This window comes from Campylobacter magnus (assembly GCF_028649595.1).
In the GTDB taxonomy this organism is placed as follows: Bacteria; Campylobacterota; Campylobacteria; order Campylobacterales; family Campylobacteraceae; genus Campylobacter; species Campylobacter magnus.
The window spans coordinates 68036-92964 of record NZ_JAQSLK010000001.1; the positions used below are offsets into that span (position 1 = coordinate 68036).

A 24929-nucleotide genomic window follows, 5' to 3' on the forward strand; every position below is an offset into this window, starting at 1 on the left:
ATAAAATCCTAAATTTTTGCTACAATTCTAGCTAGTTTTTTAGAATTTTTTGCTTTAAGGTAATAATTTTGATTTTGCTTGATAGAAGGCTTTGGTCGCATTTTGATTTTATTTCGCCTTGTTTAATCATACCTATAATCATACTTTCGCATATGCTAATTAGCGATAGTAGCGATTTTCTGGCTAGCAAGCAGCTTGTGTATTTTGGCTTTGGGGCGGTGGCTTTTTTGGCATTTTTCTTGCTGCCGCTGCGCAGGTTAGAGTGGCTGATACCGCTTTTTTTCTGGTTTTGTGTGGTGCTACTTTTGGGGGTTGAGTTTTTTGGCGTTAGCAAGCTTGGTGCCAAGCGCTGGCTAGAAATCCCTTTTGTACATTTTACCATCCAGCCTAGCGAGATTATGAAGCCAGCGTTTATAATGATGATTGCTTATCTTATTAAAAAGCGTCCGCCAGGCCCAGATGGCTATGGTTTAAAAAGCTTTGTGAAATTTAGCTTTTATATTATGGTGCCTTTTGCGCTGATTTTAAAAGAACCTGACCTTGGTTCAGCGTTAATCTTGCTTATTAGTGGATATGGAATTTTATTTTTAGTTGGCGTAGATAAGCGCATTTGGATCACGCTAGCAGCGATCATAGCTATCTCTGCGCCGGTGCTTTATGATTACGGGCTTAGAGATTATCAAAAAAAGCGCATTGCTGATTTTTTGGGCGAGCCTAGCTATCAGGTGCGCCAAAGTGTGATTGCTATCGGCAATGGCGGACTTTGGGGCAAAAGCGAGGATGAGGCTACTCAAAGTAAATTTAAGTTTTTGCCGATTTCTACTAGCGATTTTATTTTTGCTTATACGATTGAGAGGCACGGTTTTGTGGGTGCGCTTGTGCTTTTGGGGCTTTATGGGGCGTTGATTGCGCATTTTTTATCCTTGGTGTGGCGTTTTAGGCGCGATCATTTTGCTAGTGGAGTTAGTGCTGGTATTGCGATGCTAATTTTTATTTATGTTAGCGTAAATGTGCTAATGACTATCGGCTTTGCGCCGGTGGTGGGTGTGCCGCTGCCGTTTTATAGCTATGGTGGCAGTAGTTTTATTACTTTTATGTGTCTTTTTGGGATAATGCAAAACTTAATTACATTTCGCTATGACCCTGAGTATAATAAGCTTTTAAAAATAAAATTTTAACTCTAGGGAATTCTAGTATCGTGGTTCTAGTGTGGCAAAAAATAGGCTCCAATTGTGCGGTGATTTTTTCTACTCGCAGCGTAGTGCTAGGGCTGTGTCTGCAGTAGCGGCTGGCGAAATTTTGTGCTGATTTTTTAAGGCGGTAGCCACAGAAAAACGCTGCGAAAGTTTTGCTAGAACGAGCTGTGAGTACAGCCAAGCTTTTTAGTGCTTTTTGCTCAAAAATCTTAGAGCCTGATTTTTACTGCCGCGTAACTAAAAGCCCTAGGGAATTCTAGAATTCCTAAATCTAGAATTCCCTAGAAAAATTCTAGAATTCCTAAAAACTAGAATTCCCTAGAATTCCTAAAAACTAGAATTCCCTAGAATTCCTAAAAACTAGAATTCCCTAGAAAAATTCTAGAATTCCCTAGAATTCCCTAGAATTCCTAAAATCTAGAATTCTCTAGAAAAATTCTAGAATTCCCTATTGAAATTTCAAAGCCTCTCTAATGGCAAAAACTTCTTTTAAGCTTTGCTTTAATTGCGCTGGTGTAAGCATATTTGCCCCATCGCTTAGAGCGTCTTTTGGGCTTATGTGCGTTTCATAAAAAAACCCATCCACGCCCACAGCCGCAGCAGCTCTAGCCAAAATCGGCGCAAAGCTAGAATCCCCGCCGCTAGTCTCCCCAGCTCCTGCTGGCATCTGCACGCTGTGAGTGGCATCGTAGATTACAGGTGCATACTCACGCATTATAGCTAGGCTTCGCATATCTACTACTAAGTTGCCATAACCAAAGCTGCTGCCTCGCTCGCAAAGGCAGACTTTGTTCTCAAGGCAGATTTCATAGCTAGGTTCCTCTTTAATACCACGAGTTTCTAGCACTTTTTTTAGGCTGTGCTTCATGGCTTGTGGGGCTAGAAACTGACCTTTTTTTATGTTTATAAAAGCATTGGTTTTTGCAGCTGCTACAAGCAAGTCAGTCTGGCGACACAAAAACGCTGGGATTTGTAAGGCATCAGCGACCTTTGATACAGGAGCAGCCTGGTAGCTTTCGTGGATATCTGTTAAAATCTTATAGCCAAATTTTTCTTTAACCTCGGCTAGTATCTGGCAGCCCTTTTCAAGTCCAGGACCACGAAAGCTTGAAATACTCGTGCGATTTGCCTTATCAAAGCTAGATTTAAAGTAAAAATCTACATTTGGCAAACTAGCAATTTCTCTTAGTTCTTCTGCCATTTGTAAAATAAAATCACGGCTTTCTATTACGCAAGGCCCAGCAATTAAAATCATTTTCTATCCTTTTATTTTTTTGTGATTATAGTTTATTTTTGCTTAGCTAATAGCACGCCACTAAGTGCGATTACAAAAATTCCACAAAGTGCGATGAAATTTGGCAAAGCCTCACCCAAAAACAGCCCAAAAATCATAGCAAAAATAACATCGCTATAACTAATGCTAGCTATTATCCCAGCTTTTTTTGAAGCAGCAAAAGCCTTTGTAAGATAAAGCTGAAAATAATACCCACCAAGTGCCACAAGCCCCAAAAGCAGCCACTCATAAGCATTTGGAAAACTAAATTTCACGCCTTTTAAAAGCCCGCTACCCTTTGGATAAAGCTCGCCTAAAATCAGCAAAACCGCCATTAGCAAAGCCCCTGCTATCATGTATGAAAGCACGATTGAGTTTGCTTTGTAGTATTTACGCAGCTCATGGACGCTTGCTAGTGCTGCGCCTGAGCACAGACCTCCTATGATGCCAACAATATCAGTTAGCGCAAATCCACCGCTTGGCTGCGCTGTTAGCAAAAAGCCAACAAAACCAAGCAATATAGCAAACCAGCTAAGGGCTCGCAGCTTTTGCGCAAAGAAAAATCCAGCAATCAAAGCTGTAAAAATCGGTGCTGTCTTGTAAAAAGCAAAAGCCATAGAAAGCCCAGCATTTGCGATATTATAAAAAAACGCAGCCATACCGCAAACGCCGATAAATCCACGAAATAAGAGCAAGCACATATGCCCACCACGCAAAAAATCGCACTCACCGGCTTTTTTAATCGCCCAAAGCACGATAAAAAGCCCTATTAGATTGCGCCAAAAAACTATTTCAAAGCTATGAAGATTTTGACTTAAAATTTTAGCCAAAAATCCAAGGCAAGCATTGTAAAAACTAGCAATAAGCATATAATAAATACCAAGGTGGCGAAGTAAAAATGGATTAAACTCTCTCATTATTTTTCTTTTGCTATTAAAAGTCCGCTAAATATGATCACGACTATACCAAGCAAGGCAAAGCCCATAGGTAAAGCATCGCCTAGTAAAACGCCCAAAATCATACTAAATACGATATCAGCGTAGCTAACAGCAGCTGGAATTCCTGCTTTTCTAGTGGCTCTATAAGATTTTGTCATATATACTTGATATATATAGCCTAGCAGCCCCACACCAAGTGCTAAAACCAAGCCAGTACTATCAGGCATCACAAAAGCAGGCAAACTCTGGGTGTATTCACCAAGTGCTAAAATAATAGCCATAGGAATAGTGCCAAAAATCATAAATGATAGTATTATCATATCAGCCGAGTAGTATTTTCGCATTTTTCGCACGCTAGTCATAGCAAGCCCCATACACACGCCACCACTAAGTCCTATTATACTATCAATTAGCCCCATATCTCCGCTTGGTTTCATTATAAAAACAATACCGATAAAACCTAGCAAAATCGCTACCCAGCCAAGCTTTGATAGTTTTTCTTTTAGCGCAAAATATGAAAAAACAGCTATAAAAATCGGTGCTGTTTTTTGAAAGGTAAAAGCCGTGCCAAGCTCGATGTGAGCGATATTATAAAAAAAGCAAAGAAGTCCAAGTGAGCCAATAACCCCACGAAAAACAAAAAGCCACGGCGCACCACCTTTGCCAAAATTGCGGTGTCTATATAGCGCAGCTAGGATAAATGCTAATCCTATAATATTACGAAATAGCACAATCTCTACGCTGCTTACTTGCTCGCTAAGTAGTTTTGAGGCAGCCCCCATCAAAGAAAACGCAAAACAAGCAATAAGCATGTAATAAACGCTTAAATGCCTGATAATAAATAATCTTAAAGTATTCATAGTCTTACTTTTAAAAAATAAGCGCAATTTTAACATAAAGTTTTAAATTTATTCGTAAACTTAAGGAGAAAATTCATTTTTAAATATATTTTCAATAATTTTTTGCTAAAATGACAAAGCAAAATTTTTTACAGGTGAAAACATGAAGCACACACTACTTTTAGCAAGCGTACTTCTAGCTTTTATCGCATGTAGCGACAAAGAACTAGAGGAAAAAGAACGCTTAGCTCAAAGCGCTGTTCGTGGAAAAGTTCTTTTTGAACAGTGCGTAGTCTGTCACGGAGAAAGAGCTGAAAAATCATATATGGAAGAAGTCCCACCAATCAAGCTTATAGACTATGGCATGAGAGCACAAATGATGAAATCATATCGTGATGGCACTCTTGGCAAAAAGGGAATTTATGGTCTAGCTGACCTTAAAGGGGAGGTTATGCTGCGTCTTAGCGATCAAGACATGGCTGATATTGATGAGTATATCGAGAGTATGAAACTAGCCGATGAGGCTGCGGAAGAGAATACAAAATAAAGAAAATAAATGAAAAAAATAGCAATTAGCCTAGGTGATCCAAACGGTATAGGCATAGAAATAGCTTTAAAAGCTCACGATGAAATTAAGCAATTTTGTAAGCCACTTTATTTTATAAACAAAGCCTTACTTCAAAGAGCAGCCAAACTGCTTGGATGTAGAATTCCTGATGATTTTATAACCTGTGAGTGTGGCAAGGACTTTGAGCTAAAACCAGGCAAACTTAGCAAAAAAGCTGGCAAGTTTTCTTTTGTAAGCTTTGCAAACGCATTTTTAAATGTAAAAAATCATAAAGCAGACGCTCTTGTGACCTTGCCGATAAATAAACAAGCTTGGGCAAAAGCAGGTATTAAATACCACGGACACACAGAGGCACTAAGTGATTTTTGTAAGCGTGATGCTATTATGATGCTAGGCTGCGAGGAGCTTTTTGTGGGGCTTTTTACCGATCATCAGCCTTTAAAATCAGTCCCAAAAAGCGTTAAAAAAAAGGCATTAGCAAGATTTTTGCTAAGCTTTGCTAAAGCTAGTGGCTTTGATAAAATCGGCGTTTTGGGGCTAAATCCTCACGCAGGCGATGGCGGAATTTTAGGGCGTGAAGACGAAAAAATCGTAAAAGCCATAAAAATCGCAAACAAAGTTTTAGGCGCAAGGGTTTTTAGCGGTCCACTCGTGCCTGATGTAGCCTTTAATCCACTTGCGCTAAAAAGGACAAATCGCTTAGTAGCTATGTATCATGACCAAGCCTTAGCACCGCTAAAAGCTTTGTATTTTGATAGTGCTATAAATGTAAGCCTTGCTTTGCCTATTATCCGCACTAGCCCAGATCACGGCACGGCTTTTGATATCGCTTACAAGGGCTTTGCAAACATTACAAGCTATATAAATGCTGTAAAATACGCAGTAATACAAGCTAATAATAAAAAACGATCTAAGTAAAAAAGGAGGAAATTTTGAGTGCAGGCTTTTTAAAAGCAAAAGATAATGTTTTTGCTTTAATTTTCTTTATTATTTCAGTTTGTGCTTTTTTTGTTTGGGGCTATAACTATATACCTAGCAATCATTTATTGCTTTTCATGCTAGCTAGTGTTTTTGGTATTTTTATGGCTTTTAACATCGGTGGAAACGATGTGGCAAACAGTTTTGGAACAAGCGTGGGCGCTAAGACGCTTACGATCAAGCAAGCTTTAGTGATCGCTGCTGTTTTTGAACTAAGTGGTGCGATTTTTGCTGGTGGAGAAGTAACAAATACCATTAGAAGTGGAATTATCACCATTAGCGATAATGTGCCGCCTATGTCTTTTGCAGCTGTTATGATGGGGGCTTTGTTTAGTGCTGGTGCGTGGCTGTTTATCGCTACGAAGTTTGGTATGCCAGTAAGTACTACTCACTCTATCGTTGGTGGTATTTGTGGTGCTGGAATTACTATGGGTATGATGCACTTTGGTGGTTGGGTGGAAACATCTGGGATGATAAATTGGAGCAAGGTTTTAAGCATCGTTGCTAGTTGGTTTATTAGCCCTGCGGCTGGACTTATTATAGCTTTTCTTATCTTTGGCTTTGTAAAAACTAAAATCATCACTCCAAGTGAGAAAAAATACGAACAAGTCCGTGAGCTAAAAAAAGAGCGCAAAACATACAAAAATCAATACTTCAAAGAACTTCGCTCTAAAAGCGAAGCCGAGCAGCTTGCAACACTTAGAAAAATAGCTTCAGTAGATGATGATGACGAGGACGACCCAGAAATGTCAGTATCTACAAAAAGCGAGTATAGAAATCAAATCCGCAAGATGAAAAAAGCTGAAAAAGAAATAGATGTTGGCAGCCACATGAGATTAAATATCCCGATTGTAGCAGCTTGTGGTGCTATGGTTATTGCTTCATCTTTGCTATTTAAAGGACTTCAACACCTAAACCTTGGCTTTAGCCTTTTTGAGACGCTTTGGATAATCTTTGTTATCGGGCTTTGTGCTTATCTTATTATCTTTGCGCTTGTAAATATGGTAAAAAGAGATAATCCTAAAAAAAGCATTAACCGCATTTTTGGCTGGTTTCAGATCTTTACGGCTTCAAGCTTTGCTTTTAGCCACGGCGCAAACGATATCGCAAACGCTATAGGTCCATTTGCAGCGATTTTGGATGTGCTAAAAACTAGCTCAATCAACTCAGAATCACCAATTCCATTTATCGCAATGGCTACTTTTGGTGTCTCTCTTGTAGTGGGACTTTGGTTTTTAGGTAAAGAAGTTATCACAACAGTGGGTAATAAACTTGCAAATATCGAGCCTTCAACAGGATTTAGCGCAGAGCTAGCTAGTTCTATTGTTATCCTAGTAGCTACAAAAATGGGTTTGCCAATCAGCTCAACACATGTGCTAATCGGTGCAGTTTTAGGCATCGGCTTATATAACAAAAGTGCAAACTGGGCTATGCTAAAACCAATAGGCCTAGCGTGGGTTATCACAGTGCCAGCTGCTATGCTAGGCTCTGCGCTTTGCTACGCTGTTATTGCTTATTTGATGGGACTTGCGTAGCCAGGCTTACTAAGAGAGCGATTAGGAATTCTAAAATTCCCAAGCCTTGTGTCATCCCCCGACCCCTTCGGGGGATCTCATCACAAATAATCTAGAATTCCCAATCTAGAATTCCTTATAAATTAACCACCATTAACCAAAGTTTATTATAATTTAGACATGAATACAAGTCAAAGTAGAGTTTATCTTATTTTTATCTGTATTGCGTTTTTTGCAGCTGTGTTTGCCGTCTTTACGCTCTACCGAGTAACGCTTGATCGCTCACTACCAAAGCTAAACACCTCAGATGAAGACACGGCTCTTAGAGGCGATATTATTACAAGTGATGGATTTAGCGTAGCAACAAGCCAAAAGCTCTACTCAGCTGTCGTAAACACTCGCAACATAGACCCAAACAAAAAAGAGCTTTTTATAAATTTATATAGTCTTTATAGTGGGGCTGATCCTAAAAAAGTAGAAAAAATCCTAAAGACTAAAGGCTCAGTTACGCTCTCAAAAGATCTAAATGCTAAAGAGGCAGCTCACCTTAGAGAACTAGCGCGCAAGCTTTATCGCAAAAAAGTCTTTATCCCCTATCAAGACCCAAAAACTGGCATAGTCACCACCCAAGGCCTAGATGTAACAGAAAGTGGCGAAAAACGCAGCTACATAGCAGGTGATACACTCACGCCACTGATAGGCTATACAAGCAAAAAACAAGAGGGCAAAATCACCAAAGCAAGCGGCGTAAAAGGTATAGAAAAGTTTTACGAAGACCAGCTTGATGATATCACAAATGAGAGTTTAAAAGGTCCAAGAGACCTCTCAAATACCATAATCCTCTCAGGCGAGAGCAAACTAAAACGCCGCAAAGACGGCTATAATGTAGTGCTAAACATAAATCTTCGCCTCCAACAAATGCTAGAAAAAATGATAGATGAACGAGCCAAAAGTCTAATCGCAAAAGAAATAGTTTTGGCTGTCATGGAGGCAAAAACAGGCAAACTTCTAGCCCTAGCATCAACCAAACGCTACAATCCAGGCGCAATCACGCAAAAAGACTACGAAGCCCTAAACTCATCAGCTAGCGAGTATGCTTATGAAATGGGCTCAGTTATGAAGCCGATTATATTTTCACTTGCCTTGCAAGAAAACAAAATAAATCCGCTTGAGAATATAAATGTCTACGGCGGCAAATATAAGCTAGGCACACGCACCATCACAGATAGCCACAAAGCAGACAGCCTAAGTGCCGAAGAAGTCATCGTTCAAAGCTCAAATATCGGTATGATAAATGTCATCGAGCGCCTTGATGATGTTAGCATTTACAATGGTCTGCGCAACTTCGGCTTTGCGCAAAAGACAGGCGTGGATCTAAGCTACGAACAAACGGGCAAAATTCCGCAAATCAGTGACCTAAAAAACCGCACTTATAAGGCAACTTTAAGCTACGGCTATGGAATTCAAGCTACTTTTATGCAACTTCTAAGCGCGTATAATGCTATAAATAATGGCGGCGTGATGATGGAGCCAAGGCTGTTTTCGCACCTTGAGCGTGATGCTAAAAAATACTTTTTACATAGCGGCGAGACAAAACAAGTGCTTAGCAAAGAAGCTGCTGATAAAATGCGAGCTATATTAGTAAAAGTAGTAGATAGCCCACGCGGCACAGGTAGAGCGGCAAGAATTCCAGGGCTAGTGCTAGGTGGTAAAACAGGCACCGCACACATCGCCACCACAGGCGGATATAGTGACAAGCGTTATAACGCAAGCTTTTTTGGCTTTGCTAGCGATGATGCGGGACACAACTACACAATAGGCGTTTTGGTGCGAGAGCCGATGCGACCTTATCCTTATTATTTTGCTAGCTGGAGTGCTTTGCCAGTGTTTAAGCAAGCTGCTGAAATTCTAGTAGAAAACAACTATCTAAGTCCAAGCGAAGCCTTTAATAGAAACAAAAACGACATCGCAGCTACAGCACTGGATTAAAAATCTAGAATTCCTAGCAAAATTACTTAGGAATTCTAGAATTCCTAGGACTAAAATCTAGAATTCCCAGCAAAATCACTTAGGAATTCTAGAATTCCCTAAAGCTGTGTCATTCCCTGACTTGATCGGGGGATGACATCACAAATAAATTTAGAATTCCATATGGAGATCCTCGGGTCAAGCCCGAGGATGACATAGTAGGGAATTCTAGAATTCCTAATGCTTTTTAAGATTATAAATTATATTTATTGCTAAACTTGCCCAAATAAGCATAAAGCTAGCAAGTTTTAGCATGCCAAGTGGCTCATTATACAAAAAAATTGCCACCAAAAAGCTAATGCTAGGGCTTAAATACTGAAAAAATCCCAGTGTGCTAAGGCGCAAGTATTTTGCCGCGCTATTAAAGGTCAGCAGCGGCAGTATGGTCACCACCCCGCTAAAAGCTAGCAAAAATCCTGTGCTATCAAAATCCAGCCTTGCTTCTCCCACGCTCCACAAATACAGCAAAAACCCAAGCGCAAAAGGCAAGGTAAGCATAGTCTCTACAAAAAGCCCATGCGTGCTAGGCACTCGCACTTTTTTGCGAATTAGCCCATAAAAAGCAAAGCTTGCTGGCAGTATGAGCGAAATAAAAGGCAGGCTGCCAAGGTCGTAGATTTGAATGCAAATTGCGATAACTACGATAAAAAGCGAGATTTTGCTAGCCTTGCTAAGTCGCTCTTTTAAAAAAATAGCACCAAGCAAAATACTAAAAAGCGGATTTATAAAATATCCTAGGCTGGTTTCTAGTATCTGCCCACGCTCCACCGCCCAGATGAAAACGCCCCAGTTAATGCTAATTAACACGCCGCTTGCTAGTAGATTTAGAGCTACTTTTTTTATAGAGAGCAGGCGAAAGACTTGGCGTAGTTTGCTGCTAAAATAAAGCAAGCCAAAAAGAATAATCGCTGACCACAGGATACGGTGAGCCAGCACCTGCACCGCACCCACATCTGCTAAAAGCTTGAAATAGATAGGAAAAACGCCCCACATAAAAAATGTGCTAAGCGCAAAGGCAATGCCTTTTTGCTCCTTATTCATTTTTTATCCTATTTGTGCTTTGCGTAGCTTATTATATAAGTAGCGCCTGAGTATAGAGTAAGAGCCACCGCTATCCACAGCAGCAGCTCACCAAAGACCCACTGCATGGTCAAAAAACCCACAGCTATCATTTGAAAAGTAGTTTTTAGCTTGCCAGCAAAGTTAGCTTTGATGCTGATATTCTCACTTGCTAAGACCACACGAAAACCTGTTATAAAAAACTCACGCACAAGTATGATATAAACAGCCCAGACATTTGCCCTATCAATCATCGCAAGTCCCAAAAATGCGCCCAAAATCAGCATTTTATCAGCCAGCGGATCTAAAATCTCTCCAAGCTTAGTTCGCTGATCCCAAGCCCTAGCGATATAGCCATCAAAAAAATCGCTTATACTAGCGATGCTAAAAACAAGTGCAGCAAAATAATTTAGCCACGAAATCGCCCCAGCATCATCTGTGCTTTTTGTTTGAAGCAGTAAAAACAAAAACAAAGGCGCAAGTAGTATTCTAACACTTGCTATTGCGTTTGGTAGATTAAGGTTTTTCATTGTTTAGCTTTTATTTTTTAGATTAAAAAGCGAATTTTACTTTAAATTTTAGAATTTTGAGTAAAAAAATATGAAAAAATAAAAAATTTTACGCATTAGCGCCTAGTTTATTTAAAGCTATTTTTGCATTTTTGTACCAAAAGCTAAGGAATTTTAGAATTCCTAGTGATTTTTGCTTAGGAATTTTAGAATTTATTCTAGGGAATTTTAGATTTTGCTCACTTTAGTTGGGCAAGCCCCACTGCTCGCAAATTTTATAAGGGCTACGCCCTAAACCCTTAGGGGCGTTGCCCTTAAAACCCACTAAAATCTAGAATTCTCTTGCTTTATCTGTGTTTTTGGGGGTGCGAGGGTATTTTTTAGGGAATTCTAGAATTTCCTATAGAGATCCCCTAGTCAAGCTGAGGGATGACACTAAGAAAAAAATCACCTTAGCCACTTTTGTGAGCAATTTTTTATATTTTCTCTCATTACTGAGATGCCGCCTGCTATGTTAAATAGCCAAGTGCCATGGATGCTAACCAAAAGAAAGAGCTTTTCGTGCTTTTCTTCTAGTGTTTCACTAGGTTTTGCGATGATAGCAGTAAACTCTAACTCTTGGTGCTGGATAAAAGAGTTTAGCACAGCATAATACGAGCTTTTAAATCTCTTATCATCCAAACTAGCCTTAAAATCGCCGATTTCAAATGAGAGCTTTTGTAGCTTGTCATAGTTGATTTTTTCAGCTTTGCCTTGCTCTTTTAGCTTTTTGCCACGCTCTATTTGCTTGGCTAGTTTTAAAAACAGCTTTTCACATTTTTTTTGTAAGCTCTCGCCGTATTTTAAAGTGGCTTTTATGCGCTTTGAGAATTTTTTATATTTTGCTTCTTTTTGTCTATCATTTAGCTTTTTTGGCAGCGGCAAATGCGTTTTAGTCTCTTTGAAAATCTCTTTTTCTAGCAGTTTTTTAAAAGGCAGTTCTATCGCACCTTCTATTCTAGCGCCACCTTCGGTGCAGTTGTAAACGCTTATTTCTTTATGGTCTTTTTTGGTTAGGGTGATTAGCACCTCAAAAAACTGCCTAAACTGATTCCACACAGTCATGGTCTCTACCTCGCCATCCCCGCCATAAGCTGGGGCGTATTCTGATGGCATGGCTTCTTCTAATTCTGTGGTGGTTACATGGCCTTTTGCGTGTGTGCTTCTGCCTTTGCCATAAGCTAGGTCTTGTCCTATTAGCACGATTTTTTCATGCCCTAGCTGCACACTTAAATCAAAGGCTAAGTGTGCAGCTGATTGCCCACCGCCTATGTAGCCAAAGGTGGAGTCGCCAAAGCCCTTTTCATAAGAAAGCGGTCTAAAAACATAAGCTGTATTTCTGCCTTTTAGATACTCTACTGTGTTTGAATGAACTAGCGTAGCAACTACAAAGATGATATTTTCATCAAACTCGCTTGGCTTGCTAGCAAAAAACTCAGCTGTGAGTGGCTCTCTTTCTATACAAGCTACATAATCAGGTTTTATTCCGTGAGCTTTTAGTATAGGATAGCTAGCATCTACGCTGATTATAGTAGCGTGAGATTGTGCAATTTTGAGCAGTTTTAGTTGTTTGTTTAGACTAGGGCCTGTTGAGACTATGATAGCGGTTTTATTTTTTTTGCCTCTTTGTTTTTTGATATGGCTTAGTGGAATGCTATTAAGCATATCTGGGATATGTTCTGTGGTTTGCCTCACTCCTATTAGTGAGTCTACGCCGTCGTTGCCAGCTTCTCTTAGAAGTTGCATTATAGCCTTTGAGATACCAGCGGTTACTTTTTGCATATCGTCTTTGTAAATATCATAAAAATTGCTTGTTATATATAGATTAAAAAGCCTTGCGCTTAGTAGCACATCTTTCATCTTTGCCATTATATAGTAGTGTGGCATGTCCAAAATGTCGCTTTGAAATATAATTAGCCTATTTTTAAATATCTGCGTGCTAAAATCAAAAAAGTGAAAAACTATATAAATAATCTCAATTTCTGGCTCAAATACAACAATAGTTTTATGAGTTTGGTTTTGTAAAATTCCTTTTAAAAGCACGCCGTTGCCAAGTCCGTATAAAAAAAGCGCACCATAGTGAGAATACTCTTTTTCAAAGCTATCAAGTTGTTCTTCTATATCTTTTAGCGGATTCTCATACATGTAGCGTGAGCCATCTTTTGTGATTAGATTTATATCTAGTGGGTCTTTGCCAGTAAAGACATTGATTTTTTTGTTGCCTTGTAGTTCTAATAGTCTTTTGGCTAGCTGGGCTGAGTAGACAGCAGTTGCTATTAGATTTTTTTCAAACTTTGATATCGTGCCTTTTTTCTTTGCTATTGCTTCTATTTGATTTGAGAATTCTTCGTTTGTCATTTTTATCCTTTTGGATTTTTGGGATATAAGCAATTTTTGTGCCAAAAGCGTGGAATTCTAGAATTCCATAGCTAGACAAGGCGTATATGTCATCCTTGGGCTTGAGCTGAGGATCTCTATAGAAATTCTAAATTTATTTGTGATGAGATCCTCCGATCAAGTTGGGGGATGACACAGAGCGGTCAAGGCGGGGGATTTTTATAGAGATTGTCCGGTCAAGCCGGACAATGACACAAGGCTTGGGGATTCTAGAATTCCTAAGGTAAATAAATAAAAAAGCTAGGAATTCTAGAATTCCCTAAGATTTAATTAAAATTATTTAAATGTTGTGCCACCATCTACTACTAGCGAATGTCCTGTTATCCAGCTAGCTGCCTGTGAGCACAGAAATAAACAAGCCCCACTCATGTCTGCCGGCTGTCCCATGCGAGATAGTGGGCTTAGGCTAGCTGTGGCATCGCGCACTTCTTCATAGTTTGTAAAGGCTCTTAGAGCGTCTGTTTCAATGGGTCCTCCGCACACGGTATTTACACGGATATTTTTCTCTCCAAGCTCAGTAGCTGCGTAGCGAGCCATAGCCTCCACAGCAGCCTTTGCTGTGCCATGACCGCTGTAATGCTCTATATATACCAAATGCCCTGTGCTTGAAAGTGTGATAATAGAGCCGCCGCCTACTTTTTCCATGCGCTTAGCTGCTTCTTGGCTGCCACAGACAAAGGCGTTAATGGTAGCAGTAAAGATATTGTTTAGCCCTTTTGGCTTTAATTTCATAAACTTAGTATATCCCCCAGCTACTGCTCGCCCTGAAATAATCGCATTTGAGATAAAAAAATCCACTCTATCAAAGTCTTTGTCTATTTCTTCAAATACTTCTTTATAGCTCTCAGGCTCTAAGATATTTAGAGCGTAAGCTCTTGCTTTTATGCCATACTCTTTTTCAAGCTCTTTTGCTTGTTGCTCGGCTAACTGGGCGTTTGAGTTATAAGTAAATGCTATATTTACGCCATTTTTAGCAAAGTCAAGCACGATAGCTCTGCCTATGCCACGAGTACCACCACTAATAACTAAGGTTTTGCCTTTAAACTCATCTCTAAAATCCATTTAAAATCCCTTTATTTCGTAGTTTTTAAGTGTTTGTTCTATTTTTTTCATATTCTCATTGCTTGGAGCGCAAAGTGGCAAGCGGTATTCTAGCGTAGGGATAAGACCAGCTATATACATCGCTGCTTTTACCGGTATTGGATTGCTCTCGCAAAACATGATTTTATTTATCTCAAAAAGTCTTTCATTTATCTGCCTAGCTGCGTTAAAATCGCCTTTTAAGGTAAGGTGCGTTAGCTTAGCAGTTAAATCAGGTAAAAGATTTGAAGTTACAGAAATCACGCCCTTGCCGCCATTTGCTAGGATAGGGAAGTTTATCGCATCTTCGCCACTTATGACGCAAACTTCGCTGCTATGAGCTAGCAAATCTACGCAACGCTCCATATTTCCGCTAGCTTCTTTTACTCCATAAATATTCTCGCACTCGTTAAATAGCCTAATAGTAGTGCTTGCTGCTATATCACAGCCTGTGCGACCTGGGACATTGTAGAGTAGAACAGGGATTTTTACGCTATTTGCTATTGCTTTATAGTGCTGATAGAGGCCTTCCTGCGTAGGTTTATTATAGTAGGGGGCGACTGAGAGAATTCCGTCTGCGCCGCAGTTTTGAGCAAACTTAGCAAGCTCAATTGCTTCGTGCGTAGCGTTTGAGCCAGCACCAGCTAGCACCTTTACAGCTGTATTTTTACACTCATTTACAGCTATTTCAATACACAGCCTATGCTCATCATGCGTTAGTGTCGCACTCTCGCCAGTGGTGCCAACAGGCACTATTGCATCTATGCCAAGCTTTATTTGGCGTTTTATAAGTTTCTCGTAGCTTTCTACATCTACTTTGCCGTTTTTAAAGGGAGTAATTAGCGCAGTCATTGCGCCGGTTATTGTTTTTTTCATTATCTGCCTTTCAGTATGACTGAGGTCATTTGATTTTGATTTAGGTATTTTTTTGCCATTTTGTTTATATCGGCGCCTGCTAGTTTTGCGGTGCGCTCTTCTAGGCTATAAAGCGGTGAAATGTCGCCGTTTGCGATATACTCGCCTACTAGCCTTGCTGTGCTAGAGGCTGAGCTTAGCTGGAATTCTAGATCGATTTTTAGCGCATTTTTAATTTTTTCTATATAGCTTTCATCAATATTTTGGCTTTTTGCGCTTTTAATTAGCTTTAAAATTTCGCTTTTTAGCTTGCTAGCACGCACTTTTGGATTGGCAATAGCAATGATGATAAAAAGCCCAGCATCTTTTAAAGCCATATTAAAACAGCTTATGCTAGTGGCTAGTTTTGCGCTATCAACTAGCTCTTTTTGTAATAAAGAGCTTTTACCATCGCCTAGATACTGAGCCAAAGCATCCAGCGCAGGCACATCATCGTGAGCAAAATTTGGCGTTTTAAAGGCTAAGGCGCAAATCTGGCTATCATTTGGTTTTATTATTGTGATTTCTTTTGCGCCTTTTTGTTCTGGTTCGCTAAAAGTGCGTTTAGGCAGTTCGCTTTTGTTTTTGATACTGCCAAAGTGCTTTTTAGCCACGCTAAAAGCTGTTTTAGCATCACTTGCGCCGCTTATCATCAAAAAAGCATTTTGCGGCTGATAAAATCTTTTGTGAAAGTCTTTTATATCATTTATATCCCAGTTTATGATATCATCATAAAAGCCAATCGGTAGCCAGTGATATGGATGATAGCCAAAGGCACTCTCAAAAAGCTTAAAATACAAAAAGCCCATAGGATCATTATCAGTGCGCCATCTGCGCTCTTCTGCTACTACATTTCGCTCTGGTTCAAACTCACTTTTTTTAAGCGCAAGATTTTCCATCATATCGCTAAAAAGCTCTAAGCTTTTATCTAGATTGCTTTTTTCACATTTTATATAATAATGCGTAAAATCAAAGCCAGTGCTAGCATTATCCACGCCACCAAAACTCTTTACAATGCGGTCAAACTCGCCAGCTTTATGCTTTTTGGTGCTTTTAAAATTCATATGCTCTAGCATGTGTGCGATGCCTGTTTTGCCAAGTGTTTCATCACGCGAGCCTACTTTGTAGTATAGATCTACGCTTATTACGCCACTTTTTTCATTAACAGGGGCAAAGTACACCTCAAAGCCATTTTCTAGTGTGATTTTCTCGTATTTTGGTATCAAAGCTTTCCTTTTTTTTAAGCTGCGCATTTTAGCGCATTTTGTCTAGATTTTAGCTAAAAAAAGGATAAATTTTACTTTTTATAAGCAAATCTAGAATTCCTAGTTAAATTTTAAGAAAATTCCACTAGGAATTCTAGATTTTGCTTATTTTTTTAGCGCAGAGCCCACGGCCTCATTTATGTTTTCAAAGCCTTCGATTTTTAGCAGATTTGCTAGTTCTTTGTTTAGATTTTCTATCATTGCTGGGCCTTTGTAGATAAGGGCTGTGAAAATCTCTATTAGGCTAGCACCATGCTTTATACGCCATAAAGCCTCTCTTGCATCGCTTATGCCGCCGCAGCTTATTAGCACAGCCTTGCCAAAAATCTCGCTTGCTACCGCGCTAAAAAGCTCACGACTTTTAGCACAAATTAGCTCGCCGCTTAGCCCACCTATGCTTTTTGCTCCTCTGTAGAGCGAGTAGTCTATGCTGGTATTGTTTATTATTATAGCATTAAAGCCACTTTCTATGGCACACTGACACAGAGCCACAGCAGCATTTGGCTGCATATCAGGGGCGATTTTTAGCACAAGTGGATTATTAGTAATTTTTCTTAGTTCTTTGCCAAGAGTGCTTAAAAACTCATCATTTTGAAGCTCACGCAGATTTGGAGTATTTGGCGAGCTGATATTTATCACAAAGCCATCGCAAAGCTTTTCAAAACGCTTTGTAAGGTAAATATAATCATTTATCGCATTTTCATTTGGAGTAGTTTTGTTTTTGCCGATATTTGCAAAAACAGGCAGTGAAAGCGGAAAATACTTGGCGATATTTTGCTCCACCGCAGCTGAGCCTTCGTTGTTAAAGCCCATTGCGTTTTGAAGGCTATTATGTTCTTTTATGCGCCAAAGCCTTGGGCGAGGATTGCCACTTTGGGGGCGTGGAGTAAAGGTGCCATACTCCAAAAAACCAAAGCCAAGATAGCCGAGGCCGTAAGCCAAATCAGCATTTTTATCAAAACCACCGCCTATGCCGATAGGATTAGCAAAATTTAGGCCTAGTAAGTTTTGGCTCAAAATTTCATCTTTAAAATCTTTTTTAATAAGATTTTTTATAAGTGGCGTTTTTATCCCTAGTTTTAGCCCCAAGCCAGCTAGGTGATGAGCGCACTCAGGGGGCAGGGTAAATAGCAGTGGTTTTAGCGTTTCATACATTTTTCTCTCCTTATTCTATATGGCTTAGTTTTTTAAAGGCATCGCAGTTTTGAAGTAGGGCTTCTTTGCTATCAAAGCCTACTACTTTGCCGCCATCTAGCACTAGAATTTTAGTAGCGTTTTTGATACTGCTTTGGCGGTGAGCGATAACAAAGATTATGCGGCCTGAGCGAATACGCTCTATGACATCTGTGATGATGCGCTCGCTTTCATTATCCAAAGCACTTGTAGCCTCATCAAAGATGAGAATTCTAGGTTCGTTGTACAACGCCCTTGCTATTGCTATGCGCTGGCGCTGTCCACCGCTGAGATTAGCTCCAAACTCATCTAGCATAGCGTACACTCCACCTTCCATATTCTCTACAAAGTCCCAAGCATTTGCTACTTTTAGAGCGTTTATTACTCTATTTTCATCAATTTCTTTTGCGCCATAAGCTACATTTGCAGCGATAGTGTCATTGAAAATATATATGCGCTGGGTTACTATACCGATATTTTGGCGCAAAGATTGTAGTTCAAAGTCACTGATTTCGCTTTGATTTATTAGGATTTGTCCGTTATTTGCGTCATAAAAGCGCATTAGCAGATTTATTATAGTGGTTTTGCCACCACCGCTTGTGCCTACTATACCGATGATTTCATCGCTATTAGCCTTAAAGCTCACGCCTTTTAAAATCTCGTTTTCATCATAGCCAAAGCGCACATCATTAAAGCTTATGCTAAGCAGATTTTTAGGGAATTCTAGATTTCCGCCGATTATGCTAGGGCTTTGATTAAGCAGCTCAAAAGTCCGTTCAGTAGCAGCGATGGCGTCTTGCATTTTGTTATATAGATAGCTTATGCGCTTAATAGGCGTATAAAGCATAAAAAGCGCTGTTGTAAAGCTAAAAAATCCACCAACGCTAAGCGCACCAGAGATTACCTCTGAACCGCCGATTATAATCACTACCGCGATGCCCACAGCACCTAGCATCTCCATTAGCGGATTTACTAAGGTGCTGGTTCGCTCAGCTTTTATATTTAGATGAAAAAAGCGTTCATTATGGCTTTTAAAACGCTCTAGTTCTTTGTTTGCGGCATTATTTGCTTTGATTATTTCTATATTTGTAAAGATTTCAGACAAAGCTGAGGTCATATCGCCGATTTTGGCTTGGCTTTGGTGAGAGTATTTTTTGATTTTTTTAGCTAAAAGCGAGAGCGGATAAATCGCAGCTGGAAAGATCACAAGCGCAAAAAACGCTAGCTTGGGACTTTGATAAATCACCACTGCTAGCAAGCAAATAGCAGTAATTACCTCTCTTGCAAAATCAGGAATCATACTTGAGACTACATTGCGAATTCTATCTATATCGTTTGTATTTCGGCTGATTAGCTCGCCAGTTCTAAGGCGGTTAAAAAAGCTAAGATCTAAGCGCAGCAGGTTTTCAAGTAGCATAAAGCGAAAACGCCGCACCATATCATGCCCGATATAAGCAGTAAAATACTGTTGTAAATAAGTGCCAAGTGCTTTTAGAAAAAACACCGCCACCACGATATAAGGCAGGATATAAAGCAGATTTTCATTTTTGCTTATAAAAATCTCATCAAGCACATCTTTTATAAGATACGCACTGCCTGCTGTGCCAATAGCTGCCATTATCATACCAAGCACAGCTATACAAAACTGCGGAATATAGTCTTTTAAATAGCCTTTAAAACGGCTAAAAATTATTTTTATGCTATTCATAATTTAACCTAGATTTTTTTGTAAGCTAAATTTTAGCAGAATTTCAAGGGATTTTAGTAGGAATTCTAGATTTTTTAGGGAATTCTAGAATTTTTAAGGAATTCTAAAATTCCTTAGGGAATTCTAGTTTGATGAATTCAAGTTTAAGGAATTCTCTTTGGGAATTCTGGTTTTTTTAGGGAATTTTAGAATTTCTAGAGTTTTTGGGGGTTAGGGGGTATTTTTTAGGAATTCTAGTTTAGGGAATTTTAGATTATGGAATTCTAGATTTTTAGGGAATTCTAGTTTATTTAAGGAATTCTAGTTTAAGGAATTCTAAAATTCCTTAGTGAATTCTAGGGAATTCTAGAGTTTCTTTACACCCTTGCACTCGGCGCAAAGCTCGTTTAAATCAGCATCCAAGCCCTTATATCTATCCCAAAATGGAAAGCTTTTGCACTGCTGTGGTCTAGCAGCATAGATGCTACAATTTTTGTTAATTTCATTAAAAAATACACAAGCAGCACCGTCATTATAAGGCTTTTCTGCTATAGAGTAGCGACCATCAAGGCGGTATAAATATCGCTCTTTTAGCTCATCCTTGCTGATATTTAATAGGCTTGCTAGGGCTGTGATCTCGGCTTCGTTTATCCATATAAAGCCGCTTTCTCCTGTGCAGCACGCCCCACCACAGCCACCGCAAGCACTCTCATCAAAGATAAAATTAAAGTTTTCTTGTCTAATCATTTTAGGGTTTAGCAAATTCTAGAATTCATTAAAAGCAATTTTAATTATTTAAGCGAGTTAAAAATTATAGAATTGTGCGTTTTGTGTGCTTGTGGCGGTTCGCACGCTAGGTAAATAACCTGCGAAGAGCCGCCACAAGCGCAATAAGCGTGCAAGACGAATTTTTAACTCGCTTAGCCAATTATTCGTGTGGTGCTATCATGTTTTCTGGGATAACCCAAGCATCAAACTCTTCGGCTGTTAAAAAGCCCGAGTTTATAGCCTCTTCGCGCAAAGTAGTGCCGTTATGGTGCGCAGTTTTAGCAATTTGCGCTGCTTTTGCGTAGCCGATGTGTGGATTTAGCGCAGTTACAAGCATCAGGCTTTCTTTCATTAGTTTTGAGATTTTCTCTTCATTTGCGCTAATTCCACTTGCGCAGTGCTCATCAAAGCTGATTATGCTATCGCTTAGCAGTTTGATTGCTTGAAGTAGATTATAGGCGATCACTGGCTTAAACACATTTAGCTCAAAGTTACCTTGGCTTGCGCCAAACGCTACGCTTGCGTGATTTCCAGCTACTTGAACCGCTACCATTGTTACAGCTTCGCACTGAGTAGGATTTACCTTGCCTGGCATGATTGAGCTGCCTGGCTCGTTTTCTGGAATGTTGATCTCGCCGATACCAGAGCGAGGTCCGCTAGCTAGCCATCTTATATCATTTGCGATTTTCATCATATTAGCAGCAAGTCCGTTTAGCGCACCGCTTAAAAATACCTCTGCATCGTGGCTTGTTAGGCCATGGAATTTATTTGGGTGTGAAACAAAGGCGTATTTTGTGCTGGTTTGTTTGTTTAGTTGAGCGCTTACTAGCTCAGAGAATTTTGGGTGGCTATTTAGTCCTGTGCCAACTGCTGTGCCGCCTATTGCAAGCTCGGTTAAAAACGGTATGCTAGCGATGATTTGAGCTTTGCTAGCTTTTAGCATGTGCGCATAGCCGCTAAACTCTTGACCCAAAGTTAGCGGAGTAGCGTCTTGAAGGTGAGTGCGGCCGATTTTTACGATTTTAGCAAACTCAGCCGTTTTTTTATCCAGGGTTTTTTCAAGTCGCTCAATAGCTGGTAGGATTTGCTTTTGAAGCTCCAAAACAAGCGCAATGCGAAGCGCTGTTGGATAAGTGTCATTTGAGCTTTGACCTTTGTTTACATGGTCGTTTGGGTGAACGAAGTTTGGCGCGTCAGTTGCTGGCTTAGCTCTAAAATCTGCTCCCATTATCTCCATAGCGCGATTTGAGATGACTTCGTTCATATTCATATTGCTTTGTGTGCCTGAGCCTGTTTGCCACACGACTAGCGGAAAGTTTCCATCTAGTTTGCCCTCTAAAATCTCATCGCAAGCCTTGGCAATTGCATCAGTGCGTGCTTTATCCATTCTGCCAAGCTCATTGTTTACAATAGCGCAAGCTTTTTTAAGCTCGGCAAAGGCGTTTATTATTTCGCTAGGCATTTTTTCAATACCGATTTTGAAGTTTTCAAAACTACGCTCAGTTTGTGCTCCCCAATACTTATCGTTTGGGACTTTGATCTCACCCATAGTGTCTTTTTCTATGCGATAATCCATCTTTGCTCCTTTTTGTAAGATTTAAATGCGATAATTATATAAAAAATATCTAAATATTTGAGTGATTTTATAGAAATTTTTGTAAAGATTAAAAAAGTTTTGAAAAATCTAGAATTCCTAGGTAGGAATTCTAGATGAATTCTAGAATTCCTAGAAAAAGGCTAAATCTTAGCCAAAAATAGCAGTAGCTAAAAAGCCTAGAGCAACGCTAAATGCGATTGCTAGCACGCCTGGGATGAAGAAAGCGTGGTTAAAAACATACTTACCGATTCTTGTTGTGCCAGTATCGTCCATTTGAACAGCACCAAGTAGAGTTGGGTAAGTAGGCAATACAAATAGCGCAGAAACAGCCGCAAAGCTAGCTACGATCATATAAACATTGCTTGTGTCACTAGCTGTGATGCCAAGTGCTACGATAACAACCGGAGTGATGGCTTTTGCAGTTGCAGCTTGGCTATATAGCAGCATCGCTGCAAAGAAATAAACTACCGCAAGTAGAGCAGGGATCGCTTTTACCCACTCTTCGCTTAGAGCTTTGATCTGATCAGTGTGGCCACTTACAAATACAGTTCCTAGCCAAGCAACACCGATTACACACACAGCAGCAGTCATACCGCTTCTAAATACGCTAGTCTCAGGAATTTTGCTAGCTTTGATTTTGCATAGTATTACGATAAGCGCAGCCACTGTTAGCATGATACCAACGATAGCTGAGTCGCGGTTTACTTTTACATTTTCAATTAGCACTGGTTTGCCACCGATTTTTGAAATCGCAGTAGCATAAAGAACAACCACAATAACGCCGATGATGAAAAGTAAAACAGAAAGTTTAGCACTTTTTGTAACTTCCATATTTTGTGCACCTTTTGGAGCTGAGACTAGACCAGCTGCTAGGCGCTCTTTGTAAACTGGATCGCTGTTTAGATCAAGATTGCTAACCAAAGTCATGATAAATGCTGTGATCATACAACCAATAAATGTAGTTGGAATCCAAATAGCAAGTAGCACTGGATAGCTCCAGCCAAACGGCTCTAAAGCACCTGTCATATACACAACAGCAGCTGAAACTGGGCTAGCAGTAATTGCGATTTGGCTAGCTACAACTGCGATTGATAGTGGCGAGCTTGGTTTGATACCTTGTTCTTTTGCCACCTCTACGATAACTGGGATCATAGAAAATGCTGTATGTCCAGTACCTGCTAGGATAGTAAGTAGATAAGTTACAGTTGGGGCTAGGTAGTTGATGTATTTTGGATTTGAGCGCAGGATTCTCTCTGCGATTTGAACCAAATAATCAAGTCCGCCAGCAAGCTGCATAGCAGAAATGCATGAAATAACCGCCATAATGATAACAACGACATCCCAAGGAATCATCTTTGTATCTACATTCATACCAAGCACAAGGCCAAGCACTATAACGCCTAGACCACCAGCATAACCGATGCCGATGCCGCCAAGGCGAATACCGATGAAAATCGCACCAAGAAGCACGATAATCTGCAAGATTAACATAATGTCCATCTTAACTCCTTTCTTTTTGGTTTTATACTTTTAGGGAATTCTAGAATTCCCTAAATCTAGAATTCCTAAATCTAGAATTCCTAAATCTAGAATTCCTAAATCTAGAATTCCTAAATCTAGAATTCCTAAATCTAGAATTCCCTAGAATTCCAGCTAGTAAGCAAGTTTATTTTGTCATTCTTGGATCTAGCATGTTTTTAGGATCAAGAAGTTTATCTATCTCCTCGCGGCTTAGATATCCACGCTCAAAGCAGATATCGCCTACGCGTTTGCCAGTCTCAAGTGCTTCTTTTGCTATGCTAGCTGATTTTTCGTAGCCGATGGCTGGGTTTAGCGCAGTTACGATGCCAACTGAGTTTAGCACATGGTTTAAGCAAGCCTCAGGGTTTGCTTTAAGTCCTACGATAGCACGCTCTCTTAGTGTTCTAGCTGCGTTTTCTAGGATAACGATAGAGTTAAATATCGCATAAGCAATACCTGGCTCAAAAGCATTTAGCTCAAACTCAGCTCTTTCTGAGCAGTGAGTGATAGTTGTATCATTGCCAAATACCTCATAGCACGCTACGCCTGTTACTTCGCAGATTACTGGATTTACTTTACCTGGCATGATTGAGCTACCTGGTTGCATTTTTGGAAGTTCTATTTCGCTTAGACCAGTTCTTGGGCCTGAGTTCATTAGACGGATGTCGTTTGCGATTTTGCTTAGGCGAACTGCCAAAGACTTTAACACACCGCTAACAAATACAAAATCAGCTGTATCTTGAGTAGCAGCGATGAAGTTTGTTGAAGGGATAAACTTTATGCCTGTGATAGCACTAAGGTGCTTTTCTACGCAGTCTTTGTAGTCTGGGTGGCAGTTGATACCAGTGCCGATGGCTGTTGCACCCATGTTTAGGTGAGTCATAGGCTCTTTTGCAAGTTCAAGTTGTTTTAGGCTATTTTTGATATAGTGACCAAAGGCTTTAAAGGTATTGCCAAGTGTGGTTGGAACAGCATCTTCTAGCTCTGTGCGTCCCATTTTGATTATATCTTTCCACTCTTGCCCTTTTTTATTTAGCTCAGCTTCCAGCTTCTCAAGCTCAGCTTGAAGGTCGCAAAGTTTAGCATAAGTAGCTACTTTAATAGAGCTTGGATAAGTGTCGTTTGTGCTTTGTGCTAGGTTTGTGTGGTCGTTTGGATGAAGGGTATCTGGGCCATACTCACCTTTTTTCTTACCCATCATCTCAAGGGCGACATTTGTTAGCACTTCGTTCATATTCATGTTTGTGCTAGTGCCTGCGCCGCCTTGGACCATATCTACTACAAACTGATCGCTAAACTCGCCAGCGATAATTCTATCAGCTGCTTTACATAGATAATCAGCCTTAGTCTTATCTAGCACGCCTAGTTCAGCATTTGCCATAGCTGCTGCTTTTTTGATTTGAGCAAATGCTTTTACAAAAAATGGATAATCGCCAAAAGTGCGACCAGTCATTTTGAAGTTTTCTAGCGCACGAAAGCTTTGTACGCCATAATACTTGCTATCATCGATCTCTAATTCACCGATGAAGTCGTGTTCTTTTCTAGTTGCCATTGTAACTCCTTTGTGAAAATTCAGTGAAATTATAACACATTTAGCTATTTTTAT

Annotated in this window: 22 protein-coding genes; 5 read left to right on the plus strand and 17 right to left on the minus strand. The window is 39.9% G+C overall.

All coding sequences use genetic code 11. The features are described 5' to 3' along the window. The first annotated feature begins 68 nt into the window (after window positions 1-68). Window positions 69-1178, plus strand: a complete 1110-nt coding sequence (locus PTQ34_RS00305) for an FtsW/RodA/SpoVE family cell cycle protein (protein WP_273931479.1) — start codon at window positions 69-71, stop codon at window positions 1176-1178. Here the strand turns inward: PTQ34_RS00305 and PTQ34_RS00310 are convergent. The 4 genes from PTQ34_RS00310 to PTQ34_RS00325 form a co-directional block, all read right to left on the minus strand. Continuing rightward, complete coding sequence (locus tag PTQ34_RS00310) at window positions 1126-1377, minus strand: hypothetical protein (protein ID WP_273931480.1); 252 nt, start codon at window positions 1375-1377, stop codon at window positions 1126-1128. The two genes, PTQ34_RS00305 and PTQ34_RS00310, sit on opposite strands and share 53 nt — an antisense overlap. Window positions 1378-1644: 267 nt before the next feature. After that, window positions 1645-2451, minus strand: coding sequence for a 3-deoxy-8-phosphooctulonate synthase (gene kdsA, locus PTQ34_RS00315; RefSeq protein WP_273931482.1), 807 nt, complete (start codon window positions 2449-2451; stop codon window positions 1645-1647). 32 nt (window positions 2452-2483) lie between these two features. Continuing rightward, on the minus strand, window positions 2484-3386 hold the full coding sequence (locus PTQ34_RS00320) for a DMT family transporter (protein WP_273931483.1): 903 nt from the start codon (window positions 3384-3386) through the stop codon (window positions 2484-2486). Beyond that, on the minus strand, window positions 3386-4267 hold the full coding sequence (locus PTQ34_RS00325) for a DMT family transporter (protein WP_273931484.1): 882 nt from the start codon (window positions 4265-4267) through the stop codon (window positions 3386-3388). The genes PTQ34_RS00320 and PTQ34_RS00325 overlap by 1 nt, the downstream gene beginning before the upstream one ends. Window positions 4268-4409: 142 nt before the next feature. Here PTQ34_RS00325 and PTQ34_RS00330 point away from each other — a divergent pair, with 142 nt between their 5' ends. From PTQ34_RS00330 to PTQ34_RS00345, 4 genes are all read left to right on the plus strand, one after another. Then, on the plus strand, window positions 4410-4793 hold the full coding sequence (locus PTQ34_RS00330) for a c-type cytochrome (RefSeq protein ID WP_273930462.1): 384 nt from the start codon (window positions 4410-4412) through the stop codon (window positions 4791-4793). A 9-nt stretch (window positions 4794-4802) separates the two neighbouring features. Continuing rightward, on the plus strand, window positions 4803-5732 hold the full coding sequence (gene pdxA, locus PTQ34_RS00335) for a 4-hydroxythreonine-4-phosphate dehydrogenase (RefSeq protein ID WP_273931485.1): 930 nt from the start codon (window positions 4803-4805) through the stop codon (window positions 5730-5732). Between the two features lie 14 nt (window positions 5733-5746). Next, complete coding sequence (locus tag PTQ34_RS00340) at window positions 5747-7327, plus strand: inorganic phosphate transporter (RefSeq protein ID WP_273930464.1); 1581 nt, start codon at window positions 5747-5749, stop codon at window positions 7325-7327. 159 nt (window positions 7328-7486) lie between these two features. Then, entirely contained in the window at window positions 7487-9295 is a 1809-nt protein-coding gene (locus PTQ34_RS00345) for a peptidoglycan D,D-transpeptidase FtsI family protein (protein WP_273931486.1), read from the plus strand. Window positions 9296-9511: 216 nt separating this feature from the next. Here the strand turns inward: PTQ34_RS00345 and rarD are convergent, their stop codons facing one another. The 13 genes from rarD to PTQ34_RS00405 all read right to left on the minus strand — a co-directional run bounded on the left by rarD (window position 9512) and on the right by PTQ34_RS00405 (window position 24875). Continuing rightward, window positions 9512-10375: an EamA family transporter RarD gene (gene rarD / locus PTQ34_RS00350; protein ID WP_273931488.1), complete on the minus strand. Its 864-nt coding sequence runs from the start codon at window positions 10373-10375 to the stop codon at window positions 9512-9514. 8 nt (window positions 10376-10383) lie between these two features. Then, complete coding sequence (pgsA, locus tag PTQ34_RS00355) at window positions 10384-10923, minus strand: CDP-diacylglycerol--glycerol-3-phosphate 3-phosphatidyltransferase (RefSeq protein WP_273931489.1); 540 nt, start codon at window positions 10921-10923, stop codon at window positions 10384-10386. A 426-nt stretch (window positions 10924-11349) separates the two neighbouring features. Next, on the minus strand, window positions 11350-13299 hold the full coding sequence (locus tag PTQ34_RS00360) for a motility associated factor glycosyltransferase family protein (protein ID WP_273931490.1): 1950 nt from the start codon (window positions 13297-13299) through the stop codon (window positions 11350-11352). 315 nt (window positions 13300-13614) lie between these two features. Further along, on the minus strand, window positions 13615-14400 hold the full coding sequence (locus PTQ34_RS00365; protein WP_273931491.1) for an enoyl-ACP reductase: 786 nt from the start codon (window positions 14398-14400) through the stop codon (window positions 13615-13617). Beyond that, window positions 14401-15294: a 4-hydroxy-tetrahydrodipicolinate synthase gene (dapA, locus tag PTQ34_RS00370; protein WP_273931492.1), complete on the minus strand. Its 894-nt coding sequence runs from the start codon at window positions 15292-15294 to the stop codon at window positions 14401-14403. Beyond that, window positions 15294-16538, minus strand: coding sequence for a M16 family metallopeptidase (locus PTQ34_RS00375; protein ID WP_404814882.1), 1245 nt, complete (start codon window positions 16536-16538; stop codon window positions 15294-15296). The genes dapA and PTQ34_RS00375 overlap by 1 nt, the downstream gene beginning before the upstream one ends. Window positions 16539-16682: 144 nt before the next feature. Next, entirely contained in the window at window positions 16683-17732 is a 1050-nt protein-coding gene (locus tag PTQ34_RS00380) for a quinone-dependent dihydroorotate dehydrogenase (protein ID WP_273931493.1), read from the minus strand. 10 nt (window positions 17733-17742) lie between these two features. Continuing rightward, entirely contained in the window at window positions 17743-19458 is a 1716-nt protein-coding gene (locus PTQ34_RS00385) for an ABC transporter ATP-binding protein (protein ID WP_273931495.1), read from the minus strand. 345 nt (window positions 19459-19803) lie between these two features. Beyond that, a complete protein-coding gene (locus tag PTQ34_RS00390; RefSeq protein WP_273931496.1) occupies window positions 19804-20184 on the minus strand; it encodes a YkgJ family cysteine cluster protein in 381 nt (126 codons plus the stop codon). Between the two features lie 181 nt (window positions 20185-20365). Continuing rightward, window positions 20366-21781 (minus strand): class II fumarate hydratase, encoded by a 1416-nt coding sequence (gene fumC / locus PTQ34_RS00395; protein ID WP_273931498.1) that lies wholly within the window; start codon window positions 21779-21781, stop codon window positions 20366-20368. A 168-nt stretch (window positions 21782-21949) separates the two neighbouring features. After that, entirely contained in the window at window positions 21950-23302 is a 1353-nt protein-coding gene (locus PTQ34_RS00400) for an anaerobic C4-dicarboxylate transporter (RefSeq protein ID WP_273931499.1), read from the minus strand. Between the two features lie 40 nt (window positions 23303-23342). Continuing rightward, window positions 23343-23450, minus strand: a complete 108-nt coding sequence (locus PTQ34_RS08840; RefSeq protein WP_404814892.1) for a pentapeptide repeat-containing protein — start codon at window positions 23448-23450, stop codon at window positions 23343-23345. Between the two features lie 18 nt (window positions 23451-23468). Further along, window positions 23469-24875 carry an aspartate ammonia-lyase gene (locus PTQ34_RS00405; RefSeq protein WP_273931501.1) on the minus strand — a complete coding sequence of 469 codons (1407 nt, stop codon included), beginning with the start codon at window positions 24873-24875 and terminating at the stop codon, window positions 23469-23471. Window positions 24876-24929 lie beyond the last annotated feature (54 nt).